At 62.5% G+C, this 20831-nt stretch carries 15 protein-coding genes and 6 tRNA genes; 19 read left to right on the top strand and 2 right to left on the bottom strand.

Features of this window, described 5'->3' with window-relative positions:
- The first annotated feature begins 7 nt into the window (after window positions 1-7).
- From pdxJ to CSQ91_RS11410, 10 genes are all read left to right on the top strand, one after another.
- Window positions 8-769, top strand: a complete 762-nt coding sequence (pdxJ, locus tag CSQ91_RS11455) for a pyridoxine 5'-phosphate synthase (protein WP_034779221.1) — start codon at window positions 8-10, stop codon at window positions 767-769.
- A gap of 14 nt (window positions 770-783) precedes the next feature.
- A complete protein-coding gene (gene acpS, locus CSQ91_RS11450) occupies window positions 784-1179 on the top strand; it encodes a holo-ACP synthase (RefSeq protein WP_099388302.1) in 396 nt (131 codons plus the stop codon).
- 24 nt (window positions 1180-1203) lie between these two features.
- Window positions 1204-3084 carry an excinuclease ABC subunit UvrC gene (gene uvrC, locus CSQ91_RS11445; RefSeq protein ID WP_070280221.1) on the top strand — a complete coding sequence of 627 codons (1881 nt, stop codon included), beginning with the start codon at window positions 1204-1206 and terminating at the stop codon, window positions 3082-3084.
- Window positions 3085-3341: 257 nt separating this feature from the next.
- A complete protein-coding gene (gene pgsA / locus CSQ91_RS11440; RefSeq protein WP_034749601.1) occupies window positions 3342-3926 on the top strand; it encodes a CDP-diacylglycerol--glycerol-3-phosphate 3-phosphatidyltransferase in 585 nt (194 codons plus the stop codon).
- A 105-nt stretch (window positions 3927-4031) separates the two neighbouring features.
- A tRNA-Gly gene (locus CSQ91_RS11435) sits at window positions 4032-4107 on the top strand.
- A gap of 92 nt (window positions 4108-4199) precedes the next feature.
- A tRNA-Gly gene (locus CSQ91_RS11430) sits at window positions 4200-4275 on the top strand.
- A 71-nt stretch (window positions 4276-4346) separates the two neighbouring features.
- Window positions 4347-4422, top strand: a tRNA-Gly gene (locus tag CSQ91_RS11425).
- 55 nt (window positions 4423-4477) lie between these two features.
- Window positions 4478-4553 (top strand) — tRNA-Gly (locus CSQ91_RS11420).
- 83 nt (window positions 4554-4636) lie between these two features.
- A tRNA-Gly gene (locus CSQ91_RS11415) sits at window positions 4637-4712 on the top strand.
- Window positions 4713-4754: 42 nt separating this feature from the next.
- Window positions 4755-4828: transfer RNA gene (locus CSQ91_RS11410), tRNA-Cys, on the top strand.
- Between the two features lie 68 nt (window positions 4829-4896).
- Here CSQ91_RS11410 and CSQ91_RS28665 read toward each other — a convergent pair.
- The gene (locus tag CSQ91_RS28665) at window positions 4897-5118 is read right to left on the bottom strand and encodes a hypothetical protein (protein WP_143451011.1); all 222 of its coding nucleotides are present in this window, start codon (window positions 5116-5118) and stop codon (window positions 4897-4899) included.
- Between CSQ91_RS28665 and CSQ91_RS11405 the strand changes: the two genes are divergently transcribed.
- Together CSQ91_RS11405 and CSQ91_RS11400 are read left to right on the top strand one after the other, a co-directional pair.
- Window positions 5108-6595 carry a SulP family inorganic anion transporter gene (locus CSQ91_RS11405; RefSeq protein ID WP_099388301.1) on the top strand — a complete coding sequence of 496 codons (1488 nt, stop codon included), beginning with the start codon at window positions 5108-5110 and terminating at the stop codon, window positions 6593-6595. The two genes, CSQ91_RS28665 and CSQ91_RS11405, sit on opposite strands and share 11 nt — an antisense overlap.
- A gap of 33 nt (window positions 6596-6628) precedes the next feature.
- Window positions 6629-7081 carry a hypothetical protein gene (locus CSQ91_RS11400; RefSeq protein WP_099388300.1) on the top strand — a complete coding sequence of 151 codons (453 nt, stop codon included), beginning with the start codon at window positions 6629-6631 and terminating at the stop codon, window positions 7079-7081.
- Between the two features lie 25 nt (window positions 7082-7106).
- On the opposite strand, the gene CSQ91_RS11395 is transcribed toward CSQ91_RS11400, so the two are convergent.
- Window positions 7107-8813: a methyl-accepting chemotaxis protein gene (locus CSQ91_RS11395; RefSeq protein WP_070254521.1), complete on the bottom strand. Its 1707-nt coding sequence runs from the start codon at window positions 8811-8813 to the stop codon at window positions 7107-7109.
- Window positions 8814-9195: 382 nt separating this feature from the next.
- Between CSQ91_RS11395 and CSQ91_RS11390 the strand changes: the two genes are divergently transcribed.
- The 7 genes from CSQ91_RS11390 (at window position 9196) to selB (ending at window position 20816) form a co-directional block, all read left to right on the top strand.
- Entirely contained in the window at window positions 9196-11340 is a 2145-nt protein-coding gene (locus tag CSQ91_RS11390) for a TonB-dependent receptor (protein WP_099388299.1), read from the top strand.
- A 286-nt stretch (window positions 11341-11626) separates the two neighbouring features.
- Window positions 11627-14698: a formate dehydrogenase-N subunit alpha gene (gene fdnG, locus CSQ91_RS11385; RefSeq protein ID WP_092605954.1), complete on the top strand. Its 3072-nt coding sequence runs from the start codon at window positions 11627-11629 to the stop codon at window positions 14696-14698.
- A gap of 13 nt (window positions 14699-14711) precedes the next feature.
- Window positions 14712-15635, top strand: a complete 924-nt coding sequence (gene fdxH / locus CSQ91_RS11380; RefSeq protein ID WP_034779207.1) for a formate dehydrogenase subunit beta — start codon at window positions 14712-14714, stop codon at window positions 15633-15635.
- The gene (locus tag CSQ91_RS11375; protein ID WP_034779204.1) at window positions 15622-16293 is read left to right on the top strand and encodes a formate dehydrogenase subunit gamma; all 672 of its coding nucleotides are present in this window, start codon (window positions 15622-15624) and stop codon (window positions 16291-16293) included. Before fdxH ends, CSQ91_RS11375 begins: the two co-directional genes overlap by 14 nt.
- Before the next feature lie 109 nt (window positions 16294-16402).
- Window positions 16403-17458 carry a formate dehydrogenase accessory protein FdhE gene (gene fdhE / locus CSQ91_RS11370; RefSeq protein ID WP_099388298.1) on the top strand — a complete coding sequence of 352 codons (1056 nt, stop codon included), beginning with the start codon at window positions 16403-16405 and terminating at the stop codon, window positions 17456-17458.
- On the top strand, window positions 17455-18864 hold the full coding sequence (gene selA, locus CSQ91_RS11365) for an L-seryl-tRNA(Sec) selenium transferase (protein WP_099388297.1): 1410 nt from the start codon (window positions 17455-17457) through the stop codon (window positions 18862-18864). Before fdhE ends, selA begins: the two co-directional genes overlap by 4 nt.
- Window positions 18861-20816, top strand: a complete 1956-nt coding sequence (gene selB, locus CSQ91_RS11360; protein WP_099388296.1) for a selenocysteine-specific translation elongation factor — start codon at window positions 18861-18863, stop codon at window positions 20814-20816. The genes selA and selB overlap by 4 nt, the downstream gene beginning before the upstream one ends.
- Window positions 20817-20831 lie beyond the last annotated feature (15 nt).

Here is a 20831-nt window from a genome sequence, read left to right as displayed (position 1 = left end):
CATTTATATGAGCTTTTTGCAGCCTTCCGGCCCCGTCATCGACCTGGGCGTCAACATCGACCACGTGGCCACCTTGCGCAATGCGCGCGGCACCGCGTATCCGGACCCGATCCGCGCGGCCCTGCTGGCCGAACAGGCCGGCGCCGACGCCATCACCCTGCATTTGCGCGAAGACCGCCGCCACATCAAGGATGCGGACGTGATCGCCATCGCGCCGCAATTACTGACGCGCATGAACCTGGAAGCGGCCGTCACGGCCGAGATGATCGATTTCGCCTGCCGCATCAAGCCGGCGGACGTCTGCCTGGTGCCGGAAAAGCGCACGGAAGTGACGACCGAAGGGGGGCTGGACGTGGTGCGCTACTTCAAGGAAGTGCAGGCGGCGGTGCAACAATTGCAAGGCGAGGGCATCCGCGTGAGCCTGTTCATCGATGCGGACGAGCAGCAGATCGCTGCCGCCGCCGAGCTCGGCGCGCCCGTGATCGAGCTGCACACGGGGCGCTATGCCGATACGCAAGGCGCCGAGCAGCTGGCGGAGCTGGAGCGCATCAAGGCGGGCGTGCTGTTTGGCGTGGGCCGTGGCTTGAAAGTCAACGCGGGCCACGGCTTGCATTACACCAATGTGCAGGCCATCGCCGCCATTCCCGATATTGCTGAGCTGAACATCGGCCACGCCATCGTCGCGCATGCCGTGTTTGTCGGCTGGGAAAACGCCGTGCGCGAAATGAAGGCCATCATGGTGGCCACGCGCCTCGGTCACAGGGCTTGACAGGGGAGTAGGGCATGATCTACGGCATCGGTACCGATATCTGCAAGATACCCCGCATCGAGGCGGCTCTGGCACGGCACGGCGAGCGTTTCGCGAAAAAGATACTGGGGCCGCAGGAGCTGGAAAAATTCCGCGCCCGCAGCGCCAAGAATGCCGCGCGCGGCGTGCGCTTCCTTGCCACGCGCTTCGCGGCAAAGGAAGCGTTTTCCAAGGCCATCGGCCTGGGCTTGCGCATGCCGATGACCTGGCCCGCCGCGCAGATGCTGAACCACCCCAGCGGCAAGCCGATGATCGTCTGCAGCGGCATACTGGCGGAGTTCATGGAGAAAAATCGCCTGAGCGCGCAAGTGACCATCAGCGACGAGGAAGAATATGCGGTCGCGTTCGTGATCGTGGAACAGGCAGTGTAACTATAAGTGCGCAATGAGCCAGCAATGACCGAAGCAAGCCCAGAATCTTCCTTGGCGGAAACGCCACCCGACCCGCGCGCGCAAGTGCTGGCGACCGTCGCCAAGCTGCCGAATTTGCCCGGCGTGTACCGCTATTTCGACGCCGCCGACAAGGTGCTGTATGTCGGCAAGGCGCGCGACCTGAAAAAACGCGTCTCCAGCTACTTCCAGAAGAACCTGGCCAGTCCCCGCATCGCCATGATGGTCGAGCGCATCGCGCGCCTGGAAACGACGGTCACGCACAGCGAAGCGGAAGCCTTGATCCTGGAAAACAACCTGATCAAGGCGCTGCAGCCGCGCTACAACATCCTGTTCCGCGACGACAAGTCGTATCCGTATCTGAAGATCACGAATGGCGATGCGCCGCGCATGGTGTATTACCGGGGCGCGGTGGACAAGAAAAACCAGTATTTCGGGCCGTTCCCCAGTTCCTGGGCCGTCAAGGAATCGATGCAGATCCTGCAAAAGGTGTTCCTGATCCGTACCTGCGAGGACAGCGTGTATGCGAACCGCACCCGTCCGTGCCTGCTGCACCAGATCGGCCGCTGCAGTGCGCCCTGCGTGGACCTGATCAGCAAGGAAGACTACAAGAACGACGTGGAAAACGCGGCGCGCTTCCTGCGCGGGCGCCAGAGCGAAGTGCTGGCCGACCTGGAAAAGAAGATGCACGCGTTTGCCGCTGAATTAAAATTCGAGCAGGCCGTGGTGGTGCGCAACCAGATCGCCTCGCTGTCGCGCGTGCTGCACCAGCAAAGCATGGAGACGACGGGTGACGCCGATGTCGACATTCTCGCCGTGCTGGTGCAGGGCGGGCGCGCCTGCGTCAACCTGGCCATGGTACGCGGCGGACGCCATCTGGGCGACCGCGCGTATTTCCCCAGCCAGCTCAGCGATGCGGCGGCGATTGCCGAAGAACCCATCGAGGTGGAAGTGCTGGCCGCCTTCCTGGCCCAGCACTACACGGAAAAATTCATTCCCGGCACCCTGATCCTGAATATCGAATTCGACCAGCCAGCCCTGATGGTGGCGCTGATGGAGCAGTGTGGCCACCGCATCAACCTGATCTTCCAGCCGCAGGGGCAGCGCCGCCAGTGGCTGGAAATGGCGCAGAAGGGCGCCGAGATTTCGCTGGCGCGCTTGTTGTCCGAACAGGGTTCGCAGCAGTCGCGCACGCGCGCGCTGGCCGAGGCGCTGCGCCTGGAAACGGAAGACCTCGACAGCCTGCGCGTGGAGTGTTTCGACATCAGCCACACGCAGGGCGAGGCGACGCAGGCATCGTGCGTCGTGTTCCACCATCACGCCATGCAGAATGGCGAATACCGGCGCTACAACATCAACGACATCACGCCCGGCGACGATTACGCGGCCATGCGCCAGGTCCTCATGCGCCGTTACGAGAAAGTGGCGAATGGCGATGGCGTGATGCCCGACGTGGTCTTGATCGACGGCGGCAAGGGACAGATCGAAATGGCGCGCCAGGTGTTCGCCGAGCTGGGACTCGATATCAGCTTGATCGTCGGCGTGGCCAAGGGGGAGGGGCGCAAGGTGGGTCTGGAAACCCTGCTGTTCGTCGATGGCCGCGCGGCCCAGGAACTGGGCAAGGAATCGGCGGCGCTGATGCTGATCGCGCAGATCCGCGACGAGGCGCACCGCTTCGCCATTACGGGCATGCGCGCCAAGCGGGCCAAGACGCGCCAGACGTCGCGCCTGGAAGAGATCGAGGGCATCGGCGCCAAGCGCCGCCAGAAATTGCTGTCGCGCTTTGGCGGCTTGCGCGGCGTGGTCGACGCCAGCATCGAGGATCTGATGTCGGTGGAGGGGATTTCCACGCAGCTGGCGGAAGAGATTTACAAGCAGCTGCATTAGAACTCCTAACCAAACCTACTGCGCGTCGCGACTTGCGGCCTGCGATGCTCACTGGCTCGGCGCCCCCGTGTCAAGCACAGCTGCGCTTCTCGGTCGCAACTCACTGCCGCTCGCTACGGTTTTGTGAGGGCTCTATGACGGCCTGATCCGGTACCGCGGCAACCGGACTAGGCTAATACCCTGGGGCCATGTAGACTAGTGGCGCTTTCTTCACGCTTTCCTCATGTTCAATTTACCCGTCGGCCGATTGCTCTCTTATGCCTTTTAATATTCCCATCCTTTTGACGTGGCTGCGCGTGGCCCTGATACCGCTCGTCGTCGGCGTGTTTTATTTGCCGCCGTCGATGCTGCTGCATGGCGACCAGAACCTGGTTGCCACCCTGGTCTTCATTGTTGCCGCCGTCACCGACTGGTTCGACGGCTTCCTCGCGCGACGCTGGAACCAGACCTCGGCCTTCGGCGCCTTCCTCGACCCGGTCGCCGACAAGCTGATGGTGGCGGGCGCCTTGCTGGTGCTGGTGCAGCTGGACCGTGTGAATGCCGTGCTGGCCTTCATCATCATCGGCCGCGAAATCACGATTTCCGCGTTGCGCGAATGGATGGCGCAGATCGGTGCATCGAAATCGGTGGCCGTCAGCTCGATCGGCAAGATCAAGACGGCCGCGCAAATGACGGCCATTCCCTTGCTGCTGTACCACGAAGTGATCTTTGGCGCGATCGACACGCACGTGTGGGGCGAGAAGCTGCTGTGGATCGCCTGCGTGCTGACGGTGTGGTCGATGTTCTATTACTTGCGCCTGGCGTGGCCGCTGATTAAAGAAAAAGCGGGAAATTTGCACTAAGAATAGGCAGGCGGCTGCTTTGTGCGGAATATTTTGCAAAAGACCAGATATTGCCCGTTGACAGCCCCTGTAATCCCTCTATAATGCTGGCCTGTTGTTGATGACGCGGGAGTAGCTCAGTTGGTAGAGCGCAACCTTGCCAAGGTTGAGGTCGAGAGTTCGAGACTCTTCTCCCGCTCCAGTTTTCTGGATCGTGTCATAGGTAAAAACAGCGAATGCAGTAAAAAGTAGTACTGGCGATGTAGTAGAGCTTCTGATACAATGTTGTCCACTGCGGGAGTAGCTCAGTTGGTAGAGCGCAACCTTGCCAAGGTTGAGGTCGAGAGTTCGAGACTCTTCTCCCGCTCCAGTGAATACTGGATCAGCAGTAAAGCAGCACTGGTAAACGGTAGCAAAAAGCAGTAAAATAGCGGTTCGTATGCGGGAGTAGCTCAGTTGGTAGAGCGCAACCTTGCCAAGGTTGAGGTCGAGAGTTCGAGACTCTTCTCCCGCTCCAGCGAAAGCTGAAGCAGTACAGCAAGATGGCAGTAGCAGAAAATAGAAGCTCCAATGCGGGAGTAGCTCAGTTGGTAGAGCGCAACCTTGCCAAGGTTGAGGTCGAGAGTTCGAGACTCTTCTCCCGCTCCAGAATTCTAAAGGGAAGCTAAGCTGGCTTCCTTTTTTTATCCGCCGCGGTACGCAGCGAGATTAAGCAGTAACCAAGCTCCAATGCGGGAGTAGCTCAGTTGGTAGAGCGCAACCTTGCCAAGGTTGAGGTCGAGAGTTCGAGACTCTTCTCCCGCTCCAGTTTTCAAGGTGTGCCGCAAGGCCCATCCAAGCAGTTCCTCTGGCGAGGTAGCAAAGAGGTTATGCAGCGGCCTGCAAAGCCGTTTAGACGGGTTCGATTCCCGTCCTCGCCTCCAGATGAAAAAAATAGCCCACTTTCGAGTGGGCTATTTTTTTGTCCGCGCATTTGCCTGACTTTTGCCGGCTACGCATCTTGTATAATGCCGGCAAGCTCAGCCGCGCCGCCTGGCGCCTTGATGAAACTTCCCCTTTCCGCCATACCGATGTAGTCACTGACGACTTTCCTGCTCCGTTCGACCTCAGCGCAGCTTTTTTGTGAGGCCCGCTGGTATGGCTGTGCCTGATGATTGTCCATCAGGCCGGCATTTTCCTGTTCCGACTTTGGATACGCATCAATGATCAACACAACTTTTCGGGATGAGTGGTTCTCGAACCTGCAAAAGAACGTCCTGGCGGGCTTGACCACTTCCTTTGCCCTGGTGCCTGAATGCATCGCCTTTGCCCTGGTGGCGCAATTGAATCCCCTGATGGGCCTGTATGGCGCCTTCATCATTTGCGCATTCACGGCCATTTTTGGCGGACGCCCCGGCATGATTTCCGGCGCCGCCGGCTCCATGGCCGTCGTCATCGTGGCACTGGTGGCCCAGCATGGCGTGCAATACCTGCTGGCGACAGTCGTGCTGAGCGGCATCCTGATGGCCTTGTTCGGCATCTTGCGCCTGGGTAAGCTGATCCGAATGGTGCCCTATCCGGTGATGCTGGGCTTTGTGAATGGCCTGGCCATCGTCATCGCCATGGCCCAGTTGGAACATTTTCGCCAGGCCACGCCGCAAGGCGAAGCGTGGCTGCAAGGCATGCCCTTGTATGTGATGGGCGCGCTGGTGGCGCTGACCATGGCCATCGTCTACGTGCTGCCGCGCGTCACGAAGGCCGTGCCTCCCGCGCTGGTGGCCATCCTCGGCGTGGGCGTGCTCAGCCATTTCTTGCACCTGCCCACGCGCACCCTGGGCGACCTCGCGCATATCGCCGGCGGCCTGCCGGCCCTGCATTGGCCCACCGTGCCGCTGGACATGGCGACCTTGCACATCATTTTTCCATATGCAGCCCTGATGGCCATGGTGGGCTTGCTGGAAACTTTGCTCACTTTTAATCTTACCGATGAGATGACTGAAACGCGGGGCCAGCCGAACCGCGAATGCATCGCCCTCGGCGCATCGAACGTCGTTTCCGGCCTGTTCGGCGGCATGGGCGGCTGTGCCATGATCGGGCAGACCATGATCAACCTGAGCTCGGGCGGCCGTTCGCGCCTGTCGGGCGTGACGGCCGGCGTGATGATTTTGCTGTTCATCCTGTTCCTGTCGCCGCTGATCGAGCGCATCCCGCTGGCCGCCCTGGTGGGCGTGATGTTCGTCGTGGCGCAGCAGACGTTTGCCTGGGGTTCCTTGCGCGTACTGGGCAAGGTGCCGTTGCAGGATGCGCTGGTGATCGTTGCCGTGACGGTCATTACCGTATTCACGGACCTGGCGATGGCCGTGCTGTGCGGCATCGTCATCGCCGCCTTGAATTTTGCCTGGCAGCATGCGCGTGAAATGCGTGCCGATATCGATGACAGCAGCGCCGGCACGCGCGTGTACCTGCCGCATGGCACGCTGTTTTTTGCTTCCACCACGCATTTCCTGGAACTGTTCCAGCCAGCGTCGGACCCGGCCCGCGTCATCCTTGACTGCCGGCACCTGCACATGGCCGACCACTCGGCCATTGCCGCCATCGAATCCTTGTATGAACGCTATGACAAGGCGGGCAAGCATCTGCAGGTGACGCATCTGTCCACCCGCAACCAGGCCTTGCTGCAGCGGGCCGGGGTGGATGTCGGCGTGGCGTAAAATAGGGGATTGTTGAATGTCTGTGGAGTGGGAATGCTGTCGAACGAACAAGAGCAATTGTTGCAACAAAGCCAGGCGGGATTCGACGCCTACTATGACGCGCTGGGCGCCTCGCTGGTGAATTTCGTCGAGCGCCTGGGCATCCAGCCGGCGCACGAAGTGCTGACCAGCGCGGCTGAATACCTGCCCTACATCGATGCTGCCATGCGCACCATCGTCATCCGCGACGAGAGCTGGCAGTGGGTGAAAACCATGCTCGGCTACTTTATCGGCGAATACTTCGTGCAGGGCCATGCGGGTTGCTGGTATGTGGAAACGCGGCCGGAATCGCCGCATTTCTGCCGCACCATGGTGGGCGGCTTCGAGCATGGCTTGCCAGCGGACGCCGCCATCGATCCGGAGGCGCTGGCGCTGGAATTTCTGGGGCAATCCGTGCCGCGCGAGCTGGCGGTACTGATCGCCAAAGCGCAAGCCCGTGCGGCTTGATGCCGCACGGCTTGCTTAAGCAGATTTAAAACTCTTCCCACTCGCCTTCGGCCGGCGCAGTTGCCTTGCTGCTGGCGCGCGTCGCGGGCAGGCGCAGGGCAGGGGCCGAAGCCTTGCGGGCTGGTGCGGCAGCAGTTGGCGTTGCGCTGCGCTGTGCCGCTTTTACGCTGAAACGGTCGGTCGCTACTGCATTGGCATCGAGGCGGAAGACGCTGACCACCTGCGCCAGTTCGCTCGCCTGTTCCTGCATCGCTTCGGCCGCTGCCGAGGCTTCTTCCACCAGGGCCGCATTTTGCTGGGTCACCTGGTCCATTTCGGAAATGGCCTGGTTGACTTGCTCGATGCCCGCGCTCTGCTCTTCGCTGGCGTTGCTGATCTCGCTCATGATGGAAGTGACAAAGCCGATGCTTTGCACGATTTCTTCCATCGTCTTGCCGGCCTTGTCGACCAGGTCCGTGCCCACATCGACCTTTTGCACGGAGTCGTCGATCAAGCCCTTGATCTCTTTTGCCGCCGCTGCCGAGCGCTGCGCCAGGTTGCGCACTTCCGTGGCCACCACGGCGAAGCCGCGGCCCTGTTCGCCGGCGCGCGCCGCTTCCACGGCCGCGTTCAGGGCCAGGATATTCGTCTGGAAGGCGATGCCGTCGATGACGGAAATGATGTCGACGATTTTCTTCGACGAGGTATTGATCTCGCCCATGGTGGCGACCACTTCGGCCACCACGGCGCCGCCGCGGCTGGCGATGCCGGCCGCGTCGCCGGCCAGTTTATTCGCCTGGCGCGCGTTGTCGGCGTTCTGTTTGACGGTCGAGGTCAGTTCTTCCATCGACGAGGCCGTTTCTTCCAGCGAACTGGCTTGCTGTTCCGTGCGCGACGACAGGTCCTGGTTGCCGGCGGCGATTTCCGCGGAGGCCGTGGCGATGGTATCGGTGCCGCTGCGCACCTGGCCCACGATGCCCACCAGGCTGTCGTTCATGGTTTTCAGGGCATGCATCAGCTGGCCCGTTTCATCGCGGCCCTGTGCCGTGATGGTGCTGGTGAGGTCGCCAGCTGCCACGGTTTCCGCCACCTTCACTGCAGCGCGGATGGGGCCGGTGATCGAGCGCGTGATCCACCACGCGAAACCGATGCCCATCAGCACGGCCAGCACGCCCATGGTGATCAGGAAGATGCGGGTGCCGCTGTAGGCTTCGATGATGCTGGCGCCGACGCCGTCGGCGGCCTTGATCTGCATGTTGGCAAAGCGTTTGACTTCGGCCAGGTAGGCCACGGTGATGGGTGCCACTTCCTTGTCGAACACGACCTTGGCGCCCGCCACGTCGCCGTCGGCCTTCATCTTGAAGGCGCGCGCGCGCGTCGTCACGTAGTCGGTGCGCACCTTGCGCACGACCTTGAATTGCTCGATCACGGCAGGATTGAGCAAGGACGCGATGATGTCATCCTGCAGCTTGCTGGAACGCTCCGCATCGACTTTCAAGTCTTCCTCGATCTTGGCGCGCACGACAGGATCGGTGATCTCGAACGAGGCGACGCCGCGCACGCTGTTGAGTTCAATGATCTTCGACCATTCGGCCACCATGCGCTGGTTCTTGATGCTGGTATTGATGAGACGGTAAGTCAGGTCGCTGGCCGTTTGCATGCGCACGAGGGCGGTGATGGTCAAGGCGGCAAGCAACAGCAATACGACAGCAAAGCCGACGCCAAGGCGGCTGCCGATGTTCAGGTTTTTCATGTAATTCCTAACAGTTTAATAGTCATGATCGCCGCCGCCAGCAGGGGCGGACAGGCGCCGCAAGGCGCAGGGGATCGGGGTCTTCGGGTGCCGCGTGATGGCTGTGCGGCGCGCCACGCTGAGCGTGGCGATGGAGGTGAAGCAAGGGGCATGTCGGTCAGGCTGACCGCTGCCCAGCAAGCCGCAAGTATAGCATTGACGCAGAGAAATAGTTTTTCAAAGCAATTTTAATTGTTTTTTGATATTGATTTCCTGTTGTGTTTTTACATCAAGTACCTGCGCTATAAGTACTATCACTTACATAAGTGCTGACTTATCGCATGGCTGCCTGATAAAATACTAATGATAATCATTCGTATTAAAACATCGACCAGGGAATTGTATGCAGCGCAAGCCAGGATTCAAACCGATCACCATCGCCGTACTGGGCGCCTTGACCTTGGGCGCCACGCCATTGGCTACTTGGGCACAGGAAAGCTTGCCCGCCGTCACCGTGACGGCGGCTAAGGACAAGGATGGCTATGTTGCCGCCACCTCCGCCAGCGGCACCAAGACGGAAATGGCTTTGCGCGACGTGCCGCAGACGATCAACGTGGTGCCGGCCGCCGTCATCCGCGACCAGAACGCCATGTCGATCCAGGACATCATGAAGAATATCCCGGGCGTGGGCTTGTCCACGGGCGACGGCCAGCGCGACCAGGTGTTCATCCGCGGCTTCACGGCCATCGGCGACCAGTTCGTCGACGGCTTCCGCGATGACGCGCTGTACTTCCGCGACCTGTCGAATGTGGAGCGCCTGGAAGTGATCAAGGGACCGGCCGCCGTGCTGTATGGCCGCGGTTCCTCGGGTGGCCTGGTCAATCGCATCACCAAAAAACCGGGCGTGGATATCACGGACGTGGCCCTGAGCCTGACGAACACAAAAGGGCGCCGCGGCGAAGTCGACGTGGGCCGTGTCGGCGAGACGGTGGACTGGCGTGTCACGGGTGCGCGCGAATTGTCGGACAGCTACCGCGACCAGCAATTCATCAACCGCACGGCGCTGGCCCCTTCCGTGGCCATCCGCTTGTCGAGCGCGACGAAACTGCTGCTGCAGGGCGATTACCTGGAAGACCGCCGCCTGACGGACTTCGGCATTCCATCCTACCAGGGCCGTCCCGTCGCCGTCGATGCGGGCACCTATTATGGCGCGGCCAACGCCCGCGATGCGGACTTCAGCCAGTCGCGCGTGGTGTCCACGGCCGCCACCCTGACGCACAAATTCAGCGATAGCTTGTCGCTGCGCAATGCCTTCCGTTACTACGATTACCACCTGGACCGCAACAACACTAACATTTCCGGCAACGTCAACGAAGTCAAGGGCACGATGAGCCTGGGTCACGCCAAGCTCAACCGCGACGAGAGCGGCTGGTTTAACCAGACGGAACTGACGCAAAAGCTGGTCACGGGCACCTTGCGCCACGAAGTGCTGTACGGCGCCGAGTTCGGCAAGCAAAACAAGGATGCGTCGAGCTGGGCTTCGACCGTGGTGGCGACGAATGTATCGATCTTCAACCCCGTCCTGCCGCAGGTGAACCGCAGCAAGCTGGGCGCGCGCGGCGATACCTTCGGCACCTATGACACGGCCGCCGCCTACGTGCAGGACGCCATCAGTTTCAGCGACGAGTGGAAGGCGCTGGCGGGCCTGCGCTACGACCGCTACAAGCAGCAGTCGCGCCTGGCCAATGCGCTTGGCGTGACGACGGCTGACCTGTCACGCACGGATTCGGCCTACAGCCCCCGCGCCGGCCTCGTCTGGCAACCGGGCGCCGCGCAATCGTATTACGCGTCGTGGAGCCGTTCGTTCCAGCCGAGCGGCGAGAACTTCGCCCTGGCCGCCAACAATGCCGACCTGGCGCCGGAAACCACGCGCAACACGGAAGTGGGCGCCAAATATGACCTGTGGGGCGGCCGCGCCAACGCCACCGTGTCGCTGTTCCGCCTGGAGCGCGACAATATCAAGACCAGCGACCCGATCACGAACCGCATCGTGCCCGTCGGCACGCAGCGTACGGATGGCCTGGAACTGACCTTCAACGCCGACTTGCACGATGGCTGGAAGATGATGGCCGGCTACGCTTACCTGGATGCCACCATCACCGATTCCATCGCCGTCGACCGCAGCGTGAATGCGCCGGGCACGACGACGGCCAGTTCCGTCGCCATCAAGGGCAAGCGCGCCACTTTGACGGCGCGCAACACGGCCAATCTGTGGCTGACGAAAGACCTGGGCCACGGCTTCACCGTGGGCGGCGGCGCGAATGCCGTCGGCAGCCGCTTCGCCAACCCGGGCAACACCGTCGTGCTGCCAGGTTACGTGACGGCCGACGCCATGGCCGCTTACCGCACGGGCCGCTATGAAGTGCAACTGAACGTCAACAATATCGGCGACACGCGCTACATCGTTTCGGGCCACGGTTCCAGCCCGAACCTGAGCTTGCCGGGCGCGCCGCGCAACGTGGCGCTGACCTTGCGCTACAGCTTGTAATTTGTCATTTTTCTGACGCATCCCAAACCCGCTCGCGAGCGGGTTTTTTCATGGTGGGTAGCGATGTGCAAGCGTGCCGGGCAGGCTGGCATTGTTTAGAGGGAATATTCGGTATCGTCAAATTAATGTTGACTAAAGGCAATTTTTTCCAGTGGACTAAGCCTTGTCGGAGTTTGAGGGGTAAAATACTGTCATACGGCACAGGCATGGTGCTTATATCTTGGTGATATGACACGACCACGACGCCGTATGACTTTTTATTTACTCACATCATAGAGGCCTGAATATGGTTCAGATGTCCAGGCGCCAGTTCCTTCGGGTAACTGGCGCGACCATTGCTGGTTCCAGCCTCGCCCTGCTCGGTTTCGCACCGGGCCAGGCGATGGCGGAAGTGCGGCAATACAAGCTGTCTCGCACGACCGAGACACGCAATACCTGTCCCTACTGTTCGGTAGGATGCGGCGTCCTGCTGTATGGGCTGGGTGACGGCGCGAAAAATGCCGTTTCCAGCATCATCCACGTGGAAGGCGATGCCGATCACCCGGTGAACCGCGGCACCTTGTGCCCGAAAGGCGCCAGCCTGGTCGACTTCATCCACAGTCCGAACCGCCTGAAAGTGCCCGAATACCGCGCACCGGGCGGCACGGAATGGCAACCGATCTCCTGGGATGTGGCGCTCGACAAGATCGCGCGCCTGATGAAGGATGACCGCGATGCCAACCTGATCGAAAAGAATGCCGACGGCAAGACCGTCAACCGCTGGCTCTCCACCGGCATGCTTGCCGCGTCCGCCGGCAGCAACGAGGTGGGGTATCTGACCCACAAGACAGTGCGCAGCATGGGGATGCTGACCTTTGATAATCAGGCGCGTGTATGACACGGACCGACGGTGGCAGGTCTTGCCCCGACGTTTGGCCGTGGCGCGATGACGAATCATTGGGTCGATATCAAGAATGCCGATGTGATCCTGGTCATGGGCGGCAATGCAGCAGAAGCACATCCTTGCGGATTCAAATGGGTAACGGAAGCGAAGGCGCATAACAAGGCCAAGCTGATCGTTGTCGATCCGCGCTTTACCCGTACCGCATCCGTGGCAGATTACTACTGCGCCACGCGTACCGGCACGGACATCGTCTTCCTCGGCGCGATCATCAATTACCTGCTGACGAACGACAAGATCCAGCATGAGTACGTGCGCAACTACACGGACATGCCTTTCATCGTGCGCGAAGACTATGCGTTCGAGGACGGCCTGTTCTCGGGTTTCGACAAGGAAAAAGGCAAGTACACGGACAAGGCCACCTGGGATTACGAGATCGGCGACGATGGTTACGCCAAGGTCGACCCGACCCTGGAACACCCGCGCTGCGTCTACCAGATGATGAAGAAGCACTATGCGCGCTACACGACCGAGATGGTCGAGCGCACGTGCGGCGTGTCGGCCGACAAGTTCCACAAGGTGGCGGAGGCATTGGCTTCGACCGCCGTGCCGGGACGCGCCGGTACCATCCTGTACGCGCTGGGCTGGACGCACCACTCGACGGGCGCGCAAACCATCCGCACGGGCGCCATGGTGCAGCTGTTGCTGGGCAATATGGGGATCGCCGGCGGCGGCATGAACGCCTTGCGCGGCCACTCGAACATCCAGGGCTTGACCGATCTGGGCCTGATGTCGAACCTGTTGCCAGGTTACATGACCCTGCCCAACGAGGGCGAGCAGGACTTCGACGCCTACATCGCCGCGCGCGCCACCAAGCCGCTGCGGCCGAACCAGCTCAGCTACTGGAGCAATTACCGCAAATTCCACGTCAGTTTCATGAAGACGTGGTGGGGTGATTTCGCCACGGCGGAAAATAACTACGCCTTCGACTACCTGCCGAAACTCGACAAGCCGTATGACTTGATGCAAGCCATCGAGAACATGCACCAAGGCAAGATGACGGGCTATATCTGCCAGGGCTTCAATGTGCTGGCGTCCGCGCCGAACAAGCAGAAGGTCACGGAAGCGCTGTCGAAGCTGAAGTTCCTCGTCATCATGGATCCGCTGGCCGTGGAAACGGGCGAATTCTGGAAGGCGCACGGGCAGTACCACGAAGTCGATCCCACCAAGATCATGACGGAAGTGTTCCGCCTGCCGACCAGCTGCTTCGCCGAAGAACGCGGTTCGCTGGTGAGTTCCTCGCGCGTGCTGCAATGGCACTGGCAGGCGGCCGAACCGCCGGGCCAGGCGCGCAGCGACCTGGAGATCATGTCCGGCCTGTTCCTGCGCATGCGCAGCATGTACCAGAAGGAGGGCGGCAAGTTCCCCGATCCTATCGTCAACCTGACGTGGAATTATGCGCAGCCGCATAATCCGCAGCCGGAAGAAATCGCCCGCGAATTCAACGGCCGTGCGCTGGCCGACCTGTACGATCCGAAGGACGCGACCAAGCTGCTGGTGAAAAAGGGCGAGCAGCTGGCATCGTTTGCGCAATTGCGCGACGACGGCACGACCACCAGCGGTTGCTGGATCTTCGCCGGCAGCTGGACGCAGGCGGGCAACCAGATGGGACGGCGCGACAATAGTGACCCGACCGGCATCGGCCAGACGTTGGGCTGGGCCTGGGCGTGGCCGGCCAACCGCCGCGTGCTGTACAACCGCGCCTCGTGCGACTTGAAGGGCAAGCCTTTCGATCCGACCCGCAAGCTCATCGAGTGGAATGGCACGAACTGGAGCGGGGCCGATATTCCCGACTTCAAGGTCGACGAACCGCCGGAAAACGGCATGGGTCCGTTCATCATGCTGGGCGAGGGCGTGGCGCGCTTCTTTGCGCGTGGCGCCATGGCCGAAGGGCCGTTCCCCGAGCATTACGAGCCGTTCGAAAATCCGCTGGGCTACAACCCCATGCATCCGAAAAACCCGCAGGCGACCAGCAATCCGGCCGCGCGCGTGTTCGCCGATGACCGGAAAATGTTCGGCACGCACGAGGAATATCCGCATGTGGCCACCAGCTACCGCCTGACCGAGCATTTCCATTACTGGACCAAGCATGCACGCCTGAATGCCATCATCCAGCCGCAGCAATTCGTTGAAATCGGCGAAGAGCTGGCCAAGAGCATCGGCGTCGTCGCCGGTGGCGAAGTGCGCGTCAGTTCCAAGCGGGGCCACATCATCGCCAAGGCCGTCGTCACCAAGCGCATCAAGGCGTTGATGATCGAGGGCAAGCCGGTGCATACCGTGGGCCTGCCGCTGCACTGGGGCTTTACGGGCGTGGCCAAGCCGGGGTATCTGATCAATACCTTGACGCCGGGCGTGGGGGATGCGAATTCGCAAACGCCGGAATTCAAGTCCTTCCTCGTGAAGGTGGAAAAAGCATGATGGGAGCTCAATAATGGCACTGCAATCCTTAGATATCCGGCGCCTGTCGGCTACCACGGTAACGCCGCCGCAAGCGCGCAGCCCGGTGACGGGCACCGTGGCCAAGCTGATCGATGTGTCGAAATGCATCGGCTGCAAGGCTTGCCAGACGGCGTGCATGGAATGGAACGACTTGCGCGATGAAGTCGGCGAAAACCATGGCACCTATGACAATCCGACGGACCTGACGCCGCAATCGTGGACGGTGATGCGTTTTGCCGAACACGAAAACAATGACGGCAACCTCGAGTGGCTGATCCGCAAGGATGGCTGCATGCACTGCGAGGACCCGGGCTGTCTGAAAGCCTGTCCGGCGCCGGGCGCCATCGTGCAGTACACGAACGGCATTGTGGATTTCCACCAGGAAAACTGCATCGGCTGCGGCTACTGCGTGGCCGGCTGTCCTTTCGACGTGCCCCGCATTTCGAAAAAGGACGACCGCGCCTACAAGTGCACGCTCTGCTCGGACCGCGTGGCCGTGGGCCAGGAACCGGCCTGCGTGAAAACCTGCCCGACGGGCGCCATCGTTTTCGGCACCAAGGAAGACATGAAGGTGCATGCAGAAGAGCGCATCGTCGACCTGAAGTCGCGCGGTTTCGAAAATGCGGGCCTGTACGATCCGCTGGGCGTGGGCGGCACGCACGTGATGTACGTGCTGCATCATGCGGACAAGCCGAAGCTGTATTCGAACTTGCCGGAACGTCCGCGCATCAGTCCGATGGTGGGCTTCTGGAAGGGCTGGTCCAAGCCGCTGGCGGTGGCCGGCATGGCCGCCACGGCCCTGGCAGGCTTCTTCCATTACACGCGTGTCGGTCCGAACGAAGTGAGCAAGGACGAAGAGCACGAAGCGCTGGAAGAGGCCAAGCGCATCCGGGAGGAAGACCATGAGCCACAGTGATCTGCATGATGGAAAGCTGCGCGACAAGGATGGCAACCCGCTGATCCAGCGCTACGACCCGAACGAGCGCACGAATCACTGGGTGACCGCCATCACCTTCGTCATGCTGGCCCTGTCCGGCCTGGCCATGTTCCATCCGTCGATGGCGTGGCTGGCAAACCTGTTCGGCGGCGGGCAATGGACGCGCATCCTGCATCCGTTTGCCGGCCTGGTGATGTTTGTCTCGTTCGCGATCCTCGTGGTGCGCTTCTGGCACCACAACAAGTTCGAGGACGGCGACAAGCAGTGGCTGAAACAGATGGACGACGTGCTCAACAACCGCGAAGAAAAGCTTCCGAAGATCGGCAAATACAATGCCGGCCAGAAGATCCTGTTCTTCGTGCTGCTCGCTTGCATGGTGGGCTTGCTGTTGTCGGGCATCGTGATCTGGCGCGCGTACTTTGCGTTCTATTTCCCGATTCCCGTCATCCGCGCGGCCGCCCTGCTGCATGCCGTGTGCGCGTTCGGCATCATCTGCTCCATCATCGTGCACATCTATGCGGCCCTGTGGGTCAAGGGTTCGATCGGCGCCATGGTGCGCGGCACCGTCACCTACGGCTGGGCGCGCAAGCACCATCCGAAGTGGTTTGAGGCTGTCATTCGCAATACAAAAGACTAAGTTCTTGATATTGATGACACCGGCATTACCCGGGGTCAGTCCCAGGACTGACCCCTTTCTTTTTATCGATTAGAATACTTTACAGCCCCTTTTTTGATGGGAAACTCCATTGGTACAACGCATTCTTCAGCCAGGCGAAATCGAAGGCCTGGACCACAACGCGATTCCGCGCCTGCTGCTGCCGCAGCCTGACAGCCTGTTCAAGGCGCGCGCCTTGCGCTTGCGCGAACTGGCGCAAGGAAACATCAAGGGCATCCCCGTCGACGCGGGCATGCAGGGTTACCTGGTGCTGATGGCCGCGCTGGCCGATGCGCAGGCTGCCGTGGCGGGAAGACTGGCGCCCGGCGCCGTGCCTGCCGCCGACCCGGACGCGCTGCGCCGCGCCATCCAGCACCGCATGCCGGTGCTGCCCGTCAGCGGCGCCCGTCCGCCCGTCTGGCGCGACATCTTTGCCAGCCTGCTCGATGAACTGGCCGCCACGGCGACAAGCCAGCCGGCATTGTCCGGCGGCCTGACGCAGGTGCTGGCCCAGCTGCGCGCGCTCGACGCGCCGGCGCTGGACGCCTGCGCCGATGCCGTGCTCGATGAAAACGGCGATAACCTCAATCCCATGCATGCGCCGTTCGTCGCGGCCGCCCTGCAAATTTTATGGTCGGTGTCGGCCAGCGAATTGCGCGCCGCGCGCGTGCCGGACCTGGAAACGGGCGCCCTGTGCCCCGTCTGCGGTTCGCATCCCGTCGCCAGCGTGATCCGCATCGGCGGCGGGTCGCAGGGCTACCGCTACCTGCACTGCGGCATTTGCGAAAGCGAATGGCATATGGTGCGCGTGAAGTGCTCGACCTGCGAACAGAATGGCAAGATCGCCTACCAGGGCCTGGACGCTGCCGACGCCGCGCCGTTCGACCCCGTGACGGCGAAGGACGACAAATTGCCCAACAAGGCGAACGATCCGAAGAAGGTGGCGCGCGCGGAAACCTGCGACGACTGCCACACCTACCGCAAGGTCTTCAACCAGGAACACGATTACAACGTCGAACCGCTGGCCGACGACCTGGCCAGCCTGATGCTCGACCTGCTGGTGGGCGAAGCGGGCTACCAGCGCGCCAGCGGCAATCCGCTGCTGTGGCTGGGGAAGAGCGACAGCAGCGAGGGCCAGCAGTCATGACGACGGGGCAAACCGTGCGCCTGCCATCGGTAGACCGCATCCTGGGCGACACGGCTTGCCTGGCCCTGATTGCGCACCATGGCCGCGTGCAGACGCTGGCCTGTGCGCGCGCCGTGCTGGCCGAATTGCGTACGGCCATGCTGGCGGGTGCCGTGTGCGAAGAGGGCGCGTCGATTGCCGCCATCGCCGCGCAAATCGGCGAACGGCTGCAATCGCAGTCGCGCTCGCAACTGCGCGCCGTGTTCAACCTGACGGGCACCGTGCTGCACACGAACCTGGGCCGCGCGCTGCTGCCCGACGCCGCCGTGCAAGCCGTGGTGGAAGCGCTGCAGTGGCCGATGAACCTGGAATTCGACCTGGAAACGGGCAAGCGCGGCGACCGCGACGACCTCGTCGAGGAACTGTTGCGCGAACTGACGGGGGCCGAAGCGGCCACCGTCGTCAACAACAATGCGGCCGCCGTGCTGCTGATGCTGAACACCCTGGCGCAGAACAGGGAAGTCATCGTCTCGCGCGGCGAACTCGTGGAAATCGGCGGCGCCTTCCGCATCCCCGACGTCATGACGCGCGCCGGCGCCGTGCTGCGCGAAGTGGGCAGCACCAACCGCACGCACCTGGCCGACTATGCGAATGGCGTGAATGACGACACGGCCCTCTTGATGAAGGTCCATTGCAGCAATTACGCGATCACCGGCTTTACCAAGAGCGTGGAGCTCGACGAACTGGTGCCGCTGGCGGCAAAACACCATGTGCCAACCGCCGTGGACCTGGGCAGCGGCACCCTGGTCGACCTGGCGCAATACGGCCTGCCGCATGAAACGACGGTGCGCGAAACCATAGCAGCGGGGGCCGACCTGGTCACCTTCAGCGGCGACAAGCTGCTCGGTGGCCCGCAATGCGGCGTGATCGTCGGTCGCGCCGACCTGATCGCAAAGATCAAGCGCAACCCCTTGAAACGCGCGCTGCGGGTCGGCAAGCTGACGCTGGCCGCCTTGGAACCCGTATTGCAGCTGTACCGCGCACCGGACTTGCTGGCCGAACGCCTGACCACCTTGCGCCTCTTGACGCGTCCCGCCGCCGCCATGCGCGCGCAGGCGCAAACCCTGCTGCCGCTGTTGCAAAGCGTACTCGGCGCCACCTATATGGTTAGCGCCGAAGCCATGAAAAGCCAGATCGGCAGCGGCGCCTTGCCCGTCGACCAACTGCCCAGCTTTGGCCTGGCCATTCGCAGCGCGCCCGGTTCGCGCCTGAGCAATCCATTGGGCGTGCTGGAGCAGCGTTTGCGCGCCTTGCCGTGCCCCGTGATCGGGCGCATCGGGCAAGATACGCTATGGCTCGACTTGCGCTGCCTGGAAGCGGCGCACGAGACGACCTTCATCGCGCAGCTTGCCGGGTTGTCCGCATGATCGTCGGCACCGCAGGCCATATCGACCATGGCAAGACGACGCTGACGCGCGCGCTGACGGGCGTGCACACGGACCGCCTGAAGGAAGAGCAGGCGCGCGGCATTTCGATAGAACTCGGTTACGCCTATCTGCCGCTGGCGGACGGCACGGTGCTGGGCGTGATCGACGTGCCCGGCCACGAAAAATTCATCCGCACCATGGCTTCCGGCGTGACGGGCATCGATTTCGCCCTGCTGGTGGTGGCCGCCGACGACGGCATCATGCCGCAGACGCACGAGCACCTGGCCATCTTGCAGCTGCTGGGCGTGACGCAGGGTGCCGTGGCGCTGACGAAGATCGACCGCGCCGATGGCGCCCGCGTGGCGCAGGTGGAAGCGGATATCGAAGTGCTGCTGGCCGGCACGCCGCTGGCCGGCAGCCCGATTTTCCCCACGGCCGCCAATCGCGACAACGATGCCGGCGTGGCCGCTTTGCTGGCGCACCTGACGCAAGCGGCGCGCAGCCTGCCGCAGCGTGACGAGCGGCGCTTGTTCCGCCTCGGCGTGGACCGGGTGTTCACCTTGTCGGGGCAGGGCACCATCGTCACCGGCACGGCGCTGGCGGGAAGGGTGCAAGTGGGCGACATGCTGCAGCTGGCGCCCGGTGGCGCGCAGGCGCGGGTGCGCAGCATCCATGCGCAGAACCGCGCAGCCGGGACGGGCATGGCGGGCCAGAGATTGGCGCTGAACCTGGCAGGCATCGACCGCGAGCGCATCGAGCGGGGCAACTGGATCGTCGCGCCCGAGCTGGCGCAGTGTGCCGAGCGCCTCGACGTGGAACTGACCCTGCTGCCCGACGCCGGAGTACACCTGAAAGCCTGGTCGCCGCTGCACGTGCACCTGGGCGCGGCGCACCAGCTGGCGCGCGCCGTCATGCTTGATGGCGAGACCCTGTCGCCAGGACAGACGGGCAGGGTACAACTGGTATTCGAGTCTCCCATGCACGGCGTGCCGGGCGACCGTTTCATCGTGCGCAACGCGCAGGCGACGCAAACGGTGGGCGGCGGCATGGTGCTCGATCCGTTCGGGCCCGCGCGCAAGCGGCGCAGCCCGGCCAGGCTGGCCTGGCTCGATGCGCTGGCCGCGTTTGTCGCGCACGGCGACTATGCGGCCCTGCTGGCGCAAGGCCCGCTGGGCTTGCGCGAATCGCTGCTGGTGCGCCTGTCCCTGCTGCCGGCGCACGCCCTGGCGCTGGCGCCCGACACGCGGCGTATCGCCCTGCGCGGTGGCGACGCCCTGCTGGTGGCGCCGCCGGCGTTGCTGGCGCTGGAAGGGCGGGTGCTGGCGGCATTGGAAACCTTCCACGCGCGCGCGCCCGACGAGGCGGGGCCGGAACTGTGGCGTTTGAAACGCATCGTCGACGCGGAGATGGAAGACGCCTTGTGGAGCCACCTGGTCGAAGGCTTGCTGGCGCGCGGCGAGGTGCTGGCGCGCGGCGCCAGCCTGCACTTGCCGACGCACAGCGTGGAACTGACGCCGCAGGAGCAGGCGGTGGCCGAGCCCTTGCTGGCCGCCCTGGAGCAGGGGCGATCCGATCCCCCGTGGACGCGCGACCTGGCGCGCGGCTTCGGCCTGGCCGAGGATGAAACGCGCCGGCTGTTGCGCAAACTTGCCAAGGCAGGGCAGATCAGCCAGGTCGTGCACGACCTGTTTTATCACCAGGCGGCGCTGGCCGAGCTGGCGCAGCTGGTGCGGGAACTGGCGCACAAGGCGGAAGGGGATGCAGGCTTGCCGGCCGGTAATGGCGCCGTGGGCGCGGCCACCTTCCGCGACGCCAGCGGCCTGGGCCGCAAGCGGGCGATCCAGGTTTTGGAATTTTTTGACCGCGTCGGTTATACTCGCCGTGTTGGCAATGGGCATCTATTACGCCCGCAAGCGTTGTGGTCCTACACCACAGCCTTGCCCAAGAGCTAAGTACTAGTTCAGGTA

The sequence above is a fragment of the Janthinobacterium sp. BJB301 genome, from assembly GCF_002735685.1.
In the GTDB taxonomy this organism is placed as follows: Bacteria; Pseudomonadota; Gammaproteobacteria; order Burkholderiales; family Burkholderiaceae_D; genus Janthinobacterium; species Janthinobacterium lividum.
This window is presented reverse-complemented; position numbering and strand designations above follow the sequence as displayed.

Coding starts and splice junctions, on each gene's coding strand:
- pdxJ (WP_034779221.1), top strand. CDS start 8: ATGAGCTTTTTGCAGCCTTCCGGCCCCGTCATCGACCTGGGCGTCAAC.
- acpS (WP_099388302.1), top strand. CDS start 784: ATGATCTACGGCATCGGTACCGATATCTGCAAGATACCCCGCATCGAG.
- uvrC (WP_070280221.1), top strand. CDS start 1,204: ATGACCGAAGCAAGCCCAGAATCTTCCTTGGCGGAAACGCCACCCGAC.
- pgsA (WP_034749601.1), top strand. CDS start 3,342: ATGCCTTTTAATATTCCCATCCTTTTGACGTGGCTGCGCGTGGCCCTG.
- CSQ91_RS11405 (WP_099388301.1), top strand. CDS start 5,108: ATGATCAACACAACTTTTCGGGATGAGTGGTTCTCGAACCTGCAAAAG.
- CSQ91_RS11400 (WP_099388300.1), top strand. CDS start 6,629: ATGCTGTCGAACGAACAAGAGCAATTGTTGCAACAAAGCCAGGCGGGA.
- CSQ91_RS11395 (WP_070254521.1), bottom strand. CDS start 8,813: ATGAAAAACCTGAACATCGGCAGCCGCCTTGGCGTCGGCTTTGCTGTC.
- CSQ91_RS11390 (WP_099388299.1), top strand. CDS start 9,196: ATGCAGCGCAAGCCAGGATTCAAACCGATCACCATCGCCGTACTGGGC.
- fdxH (WP_034779207.1), top strand. CDS start 14,712: ATGGCACTGCAATCCTTAGATATCCGGCGCCTGTCGGCTACCACGGTA.
- CSQ91_RS11375 (WP_034779204.1), top strand. CDS start 15,622: ATGAGCCACAGTGATCTGCATGATGGAAAGCTGCGCGACAAGGATGGC.
- selA (WP_099388297.1), top strand. CDS start 17,455: ATGACGACGGGGCAAACCGTGCGCCTGCCATCGGTAGACCGCATCCTG.
- selB (WP_099388296.1), top strand. CDS start 18,861: ATGATCGTCGGCACCGCAGGCCATATCGACCATGGCAAGACGACGCTG.